Below are 5609 nucleotides of genomic sequence, written 5' to 3'. Positions count from 1 at the left end.
CTCGGTCGCCGCAATCACTCGCTCACGCAAATCCTGGCTGTAAGCCCGTGCCATCCCGGCCTCCCGCGTCAGACAAGGAAGGAATCGCACTGTTCGCGGCGCTTGGGAATCCCGGCAGAATCGGAAAACCATGAACCTGCTCTAGCGCGATGCTCATGCCTCCGGAGGCCGAGCCGGTGATACCTGCGAGCACCGACACGCTGATCGCCGTGTTGGCCAGCGGGTTCGGGATCGCTTTGAGGGCGTCGGCGATGACGACGAACCCTGGCAACGCTGCGATGACGCCGCCGAAGCCGTACTCCGACGCCGTGTTCATGGAGGCCAGCAGCGATCCCGCCACCGCGGCCTTGGTGCCGTCGGCGAAGCGCTGCATGACCGCTCGGAAGGCGAAGGCCAGCACGGTCAGGATGCCAAGCAGGAGCGCGCCCTGGACGGCCCAGATCGCGGCGACCGACGACACCTGCGTGATCAGAGGCTTCACCATTCCCGCCAGCGTCACCTCGTGAGTGGTGCCGTAGTATTTGACGATCAGGCCCGTCAGGATCTTGTTGGCCACCCCGACCACAACCAGCGGCGCCAGGGCGATGGCGGGGTGGACCAGTTTCTCCTCAGCCATTGGTTCGGGCTCGTTCGTATGGCCCTCGCCATAGCCCTCTCCAGCCGCCGCGGCCACCCGCCGGCGCCACTGCAGGTAGGCCATGCCCACCGTGAGAATGAAGATCGCACCTATCGTTCCAAGAATTGGAGCGGCCCACGTATCCGTCTTGAAGAAAGTGGTGGGGATGATGTTCTGGATCTGCGGCGTTCCGGGCAACGCGTCCATGGTGAAGGTGAAGGCACCCAGGGCGATCGTGCCGGGGATGAGGCGCTTGGGGATGTCGCTTTGCCGGAACATCTCGGCCGCGAACGGATATACCGCGAAGACGACCACAAAGAGCGAAACGCCGCCGTAGGTCAGAACCGCGCCGACCAGCACGATCGAGAGCATCGCCCGCTCGCGCCCGACGACGCCGATGACCGCCGAGACGATCGACTTGGAGAAACCCGATAATTCGATGAGCTTGCCAAAGACCGCGCCGAGCAGGAAGACCGGGAAATACAGTTTCACGAAGCCGACCATCTTCTCCATGAAGATGCCGGTGAACACGGGCGGCACTGCCGCGGGATCCGTCACCAGTACGGCCAGCATCGCGGCGATCGGCGCGAAGAGGATAACGCTGAAGCCACGATAGGCGACGAACATCAGCAGGACGAGAGCAGCAAGGGTAATCAGGAAATCCATGCGCTTTACTCCAGCACTTCTCTTGTTATTTCCCCTGCACGGCGCAGTACCCGGACGCCGGAAACGTCGAACTCAGTATGATCCGGTATCCGTCGTCATCATGAGCCTGTCCGTCTCGAGCTCGCGAATGACGTTTTTTTCCTCCGCGATGATCTCCTCGAGAATGTCGCGGACCGAGAGGACGCCGATGACCTTGCGCTCCTCGCAGACGAGCAGATGACGAATGCGGTGCGTCTTCAACAAGGCGTGGCATCGCTCGACGGAATCGCCAGGCCTCGCAAAAACGATCGAACGGTCGGTCATGATCTCGTGGACAAGGCAGGCGCCCGCTGTTTTGCCCTCCAGTTCGACATCCCGAGCGTAGTCGCGCTCGGTGAGGATGCCCTTGAGCTCACCACGGTCGAGTACGACGACAGCCCCGACATTCTTGTCCCGCATCAGCGTAAGGGCGCTGAGAACTGTGTCGTTCGGTGCCACGCTGATGACGGCGGAGACCTCCGAACGCTTGGATTGCAGTAGCTCGTGCGCGGTCTTGTTGAGCGTTGGCATCTGCTCTCACCCCCACAATACAGCAAGCGACGAAATGCTATCGAAAGTATTCACGATACCTAACGCAGGTCGTCAGAAATCGTCGTCATACAATGGAGTTATTTCGTTGACCACCGGCCGAATCCAGTAAGTCATCACTCGTGCGAACAGGTCCGGATCAATCGCTGTGCAGCTCATCGCACGATTGGAGTTATAGCAGCTTCATGGCAGCGAGAACCTGTCCCTAGGGCCAATACGTCCGTGCCTCCCTGTGCGGTGCTGCCGAGGAGACGGTTGTTGCAGGCCCGCAGGCGCCCGGTCGTCCGCCACCCTCCGCGCCTGGGTGGTCACTGGCGACCAACGGCATGACACGCATTGACCGGAAAGGGCGAAGGGAGCAGCTTTCCGTCTGTCTACGCGAGCGTTTTCCGTACACGTTGTGGGGCGCAAGCCTCGGGAGGGTGTTACTAGGGCGATGCCATGCCCAGTCCATCGGGGTCACAGATCTGAGGGCTGGTTCGGCTATTTGATCAGTTTCGGGGCCTTCGCGAAGTGGATGTCAGCTTTGGTTATTATGAGACTTGGTATTCGAACTCGGAGCGTGTGAGGCCCAACCGGGGCCCCTTGAGTCACCCATGCCGGGGATGTACCGACCCGAACGCGGACCTTTCCGCCACCAAACGCAGCAAATGGCAAGCAACGTTCTGCATGGGCGAATGGTTGCCAACCAGAAGCAGTGCCTAGGCGACCTTCGGCGGCGTCATGTCTTTCAATGAGTGCCCTCAGCGTCGCCGACTGTCGCGAAGCATGATCACAGATACTACCGCAAGAACAATAATGAAGAAGCTAAGGAAGATGAAGATGTTGGCCCAGAACGGGAGCGACATCCAGAACTGCCTGAAAGTCACGAACGACATTGCAAAGAAGGTTGCGATCCCAACAAATGCTCCAACGCCAATCACCAGCAGCGCTGCCAGTCGCCAAAGCGGAATGCGCCGCACGTAATCACGGCTGCTTTCCCCGTCGCGGATGTCGTGTTCCGTTATTTTCATCAGCAGGAGTGTACCATGTCACTGCGCCTGACCGTGAGGCTCTGTAGTGGCCAAGAGCAAGTCGTCGATTGCCTTCTTGGGTTGCAGGAGTCCTTCACGGTTACTCTGAATCTGGCATGAAACGATCGGGACGATCGGGACGGACTGGTTGCGCATCACGGTGGGTCGGCCGGAAATCAAAACGATGCTGTACAGGCCGTTTCCGTGCAGGAGGCCCCCGATGCCGTCGAAGGCTATCGTAGGAGCCCCGTAGTCGAGGGCGGCAGGCCCCGAGGACTCCTCGGATTTGGTCAAAACCACCCCCTACCTTATCGGAATTTTGCCTGATCCTCCCGCACGGCTACCACAGTGTCGACGGTATTAAGCGCGAGGACCAAGGATCGCACGGACCGGATCAGTGTCCGGTGAAAACCAATGTCTGAATGGGCAGAACCAGTGCCTGGATCCTCAGGATCATCGCATGAACAAGCCCGACCGCATCGACCGCATGAAGGAGGACCTTTTTGACGGAGCTGGTGTCCTTCGCCTCGATGCGATCATGATTGCTAGAATAGGCGTTGACGATACAGCTGCTTCCTGGCGTCACCCCCTCGAGCCCATCGGGATAGAGCGGCTCGAGAAATGTCAGGATCGTGCCAGGCCTGGCGACCTGTTGTGCGTCAATCAACTGCTCGCCACCGCGAAACTGCCCGGCTGCGATAAAATCCTGCAGCGCGGTCACCACCATCGGAATGACGACCCAAGGCTTCGAGATGCAGACGGCCTCGGCAACCATCCCGACCTTCATGACCTGCGCCTCGATCTGGGAGAAGCCGGCCTGCAACGACGATCGTCCGGCCCCMTCGGGGATCAATACGCCGCCCGCGCGCATGTTCGGATTGACGAGGTCGCCAGCACGAAGCGCAAATTGTTCGACACGGCCGGTGAACCCGGCTCGGATCACCGTGTTCTCGATGTCGATCTGGGCCAAAGCCAGGGCCGCCTGAGCACTTTCCCTCTGCGCCGGCAGCAGCGTCGAGATCCGTATCTGGGCAGTATCATGTGCTGCGGTCGCCGAGTTCAAAGCGGCTTCTCTCCCGGCAACGCTGACCTCCAGCTTCTCGATCTCACGCTGCGCGACGACATTCGCGTTTCGTCGCACCAATTCCTGCTTGGTCCGCAACTCGTCCTGCGCCTGCTGGAGGTCGCTCCTCGCCTCCTGGATCTTGGATTCACTCGAGGCGAGCTCGGATCGGGCGACAACCAGGGCAGCGTCGGCCTCGGCAATCTTGCGGCGGGCGGTCTCGGCTGCCGCTTCCTGCTCACGGCTGTCCAGGCGGAAGATGGGGGTTCCTTTTTCGACCCTGCCGCTGAGCCCGACAAAGACCTCTGCGACCTTTCCTCTGTTCTCCGGCATGATCGGCACTGCCCTGAAGAACAGGGTCGCGTTCGTGGTCGAGGGGTGAAAGTAGAAGACCACCGTGATCAGCCCGACTGTCAACATCGCGCAGGCCGTGATGCCCCAGCGCAATTCGAACCAGACTGAGTAGAGCGTGATCTCCTTGCCAATGCGCCTGCCCTGCCAGTAACGGCGAAAAAGATAGTCGGGCAGGATCGTCAAAAGCGAGCAGAACATGAGCTCAAGCATGGCTCGGCTCCTTCTGCCGGGCATGGTGCCCCGGCTCGTGAACGACCGGCGTCTTCCGGGTATCGGGCGGGTCTGGTGGCTCGGTTGTTGCCCCGCCGCTGCGGCGGGGCGCCGAGCCTGCAATTCGCTCGAGAGCGTGAGCCATGCGGCCGAAGAGGCCGGAGAAGTCGGGCAACTCGATCAACGCCAGCAGAAGCCCGGCCACCCAGAACAGGTGGATATGGGTGAACAGCGCCAGAAGCCCGAGGACCGCGACAATTTCGAACTGGAGCTTATTGGACTTGTGCGCCATCCGCTCGGGCAACGTGTGCAGACGAAAGAAGATGATGCCAACCGTCAGGACCGCAACGACGAGGACCACCGCCATTGCGACCATGAGATAGTCGGTCTCTCCCGGTGCCGTGATGAAAGACGGCAAATGGTGCGAAGCAGCAGGATGAATGTTGGGCGACGACATGGCTTCCGCACCCGACCCTTGACGCTATCGCGACGGTATCCGTGTCAGGCGCGAAACGCCAGCCCGCACCCGATCACTTGAGAGTCACCTGGAACGCCTCGGTAAAGACGAGCTCGATCATGTCGCCGCGCTTCAGCTTCTGGAGATCGGCGGCGAGGACGGGATCCGCGACCGGCAGCGAACGCCGTCCATCCGGACCGTCGATCGTGGCAATTTTCTTGGCAGCGTCGAAGCCGTTGAACTTTGCCGTCACGGTCGCGGTGCGGGTCACAAACCGGGATGGGAGGTTCTGGAAAACCGCGTCAGACTTGCCTTCGGAATACCGGATGCCGGGCTTGAGTCCCTTCTTGCCCCTGGTGACGGCCGCGATTGCCCCGTCGATCCGCCTGATTTCGAGGTTGTCTCCAACCTTGACCCTGGAGAGATCACCGAAAACCTCCGGCACCTCGACAAGCCAACGGTGGCCTCGCTGCTGCACGATTATGGTGTGATTGGCCCGGTCGACTGCCGCAAACTTGACATTGAGCTCATCGATGGCCGCCGGGCCGACACCCGCGACAATGACCGTCTGCGCTCTGGCCGGCTGGCTGTCGGACCAGGACGCCACGCCGGCAAGCAGGGCGAAAGCAAGCGACCAGTGCTTCAATGTCGACATGTTGTGGC

The 5609-nt window shown here is 60.8% G+C and carries 6 protein-coding genes; all 6 read right to left on the bottom strand.

Annotation, left to right across the window (positions count from 1 at the left end; all coding sequences use genetic code 11):
- Positions 1 to 22: 22 nt before the first annotated feature.
- Positions 23 to 1282 (bottom strand): GntP family permease, encoded by a 1260-nt coding sequence (locus tag AC1DGP_RS34680; RefSeq protein WP_476833236.1) that lies wholly within the window; start codon positions 1280 to 1282, stop codon positions 23 to 25.
- Between the two features lie 72 nt (positions 1283 to 1354).
- Positions 1355 to 1831 carry a CBS domain-containing protein gene (locus AC1DGP_RS34675; RefSeq protein WP_441508828.1) on the bottom strand — a complete coding sequence of 159 codons (477 nt, stop codon included), beginning with the start codon at positions 1829 to 1831 and terminating at the stop codon, positions 1355 to 1357.
- A 761-nt stretch (positions 1832 to 2592) separates the two neighbouring features.
- A complete protein-coding gene (locus AC1DGP_RS34670) occupies positions 2593 to 2862 on the bottom strand; it encodes a hypothetical protein (RefSeq protein WP_441508827.1) in 270 nt (89 codons plus the stop codon).
- 394 nt (positions 2863 to 3256) lie between these two features.
- Entirely contained in the window at positions 3257 to 4489 is a 1233-nt protein-coding gene (locus tag AC1DGP_RS34665; protein WP_476833235.1) for an HlyD family secretion protein, read from the bottom strand.
- Entirely contained in the window at positions 4482 to 4946 is a 465-nt protein-coding gene (locus AC1DGP_RS34660; RefSeq protein WP_441508825.1) for a hypothetical protein, read from the bottom strand. Before AC1DGP_RS34660 ends, AC1DGP_RS34665 begins: the two co-directional genes overlap by 8 nt.
- Positions 4947 to 5019: 73 nt before the next feature.
- Positions 5020 to 5609: hypothetical protein (locus AC1DGP_RS34655; RefSeq protein ID WP_476833234.1), on the bottom strand; the 590-nt coding region annotated here is incomplete at its 5' end.

Source organism: Allobosea sp. 05T433, assembly GCF_056396065.1.
The sequence above is the reverse complement of the archived record's forward strand: the minus strand, read 5'-3'. Positions and strand labels throughout refer to the sequence as shown.

Excerpts from the sequence above, each read along its gene's own strand:
- AC1DGP_RS34660 (WP_441508825.1), bottom strand. The coding sequence starts at position 4,946 with ATGTCGTCGCCCAACATTCATCCTGCTGCTTCGCACCATTTGCCGTCT.
- AC1DGP_RS34670 (WP_441508827.1), bottom strand. The coding sequence starts at position 2,862 with ATGAAAATAACGGAACACGACATCCGCGACGGGGAAAGCAGCCGTGAT.
- AC1DGP_RS34680 (WP_476833236.1), bottom strand. The coding sequence starts at position 1,282 with ATGGATTTCCTGATTACCCTTGCTGCTCTCGTCCTGCTGATGTTCGTC.
- AC1DGP_RS34675 (WP_441508828.1), bottom strand. The coding sequence starts at position 1,831 with ATGCCAACGCTCAACAAGACCGCGCACGAGCTACTGCAATCCAAGCGT.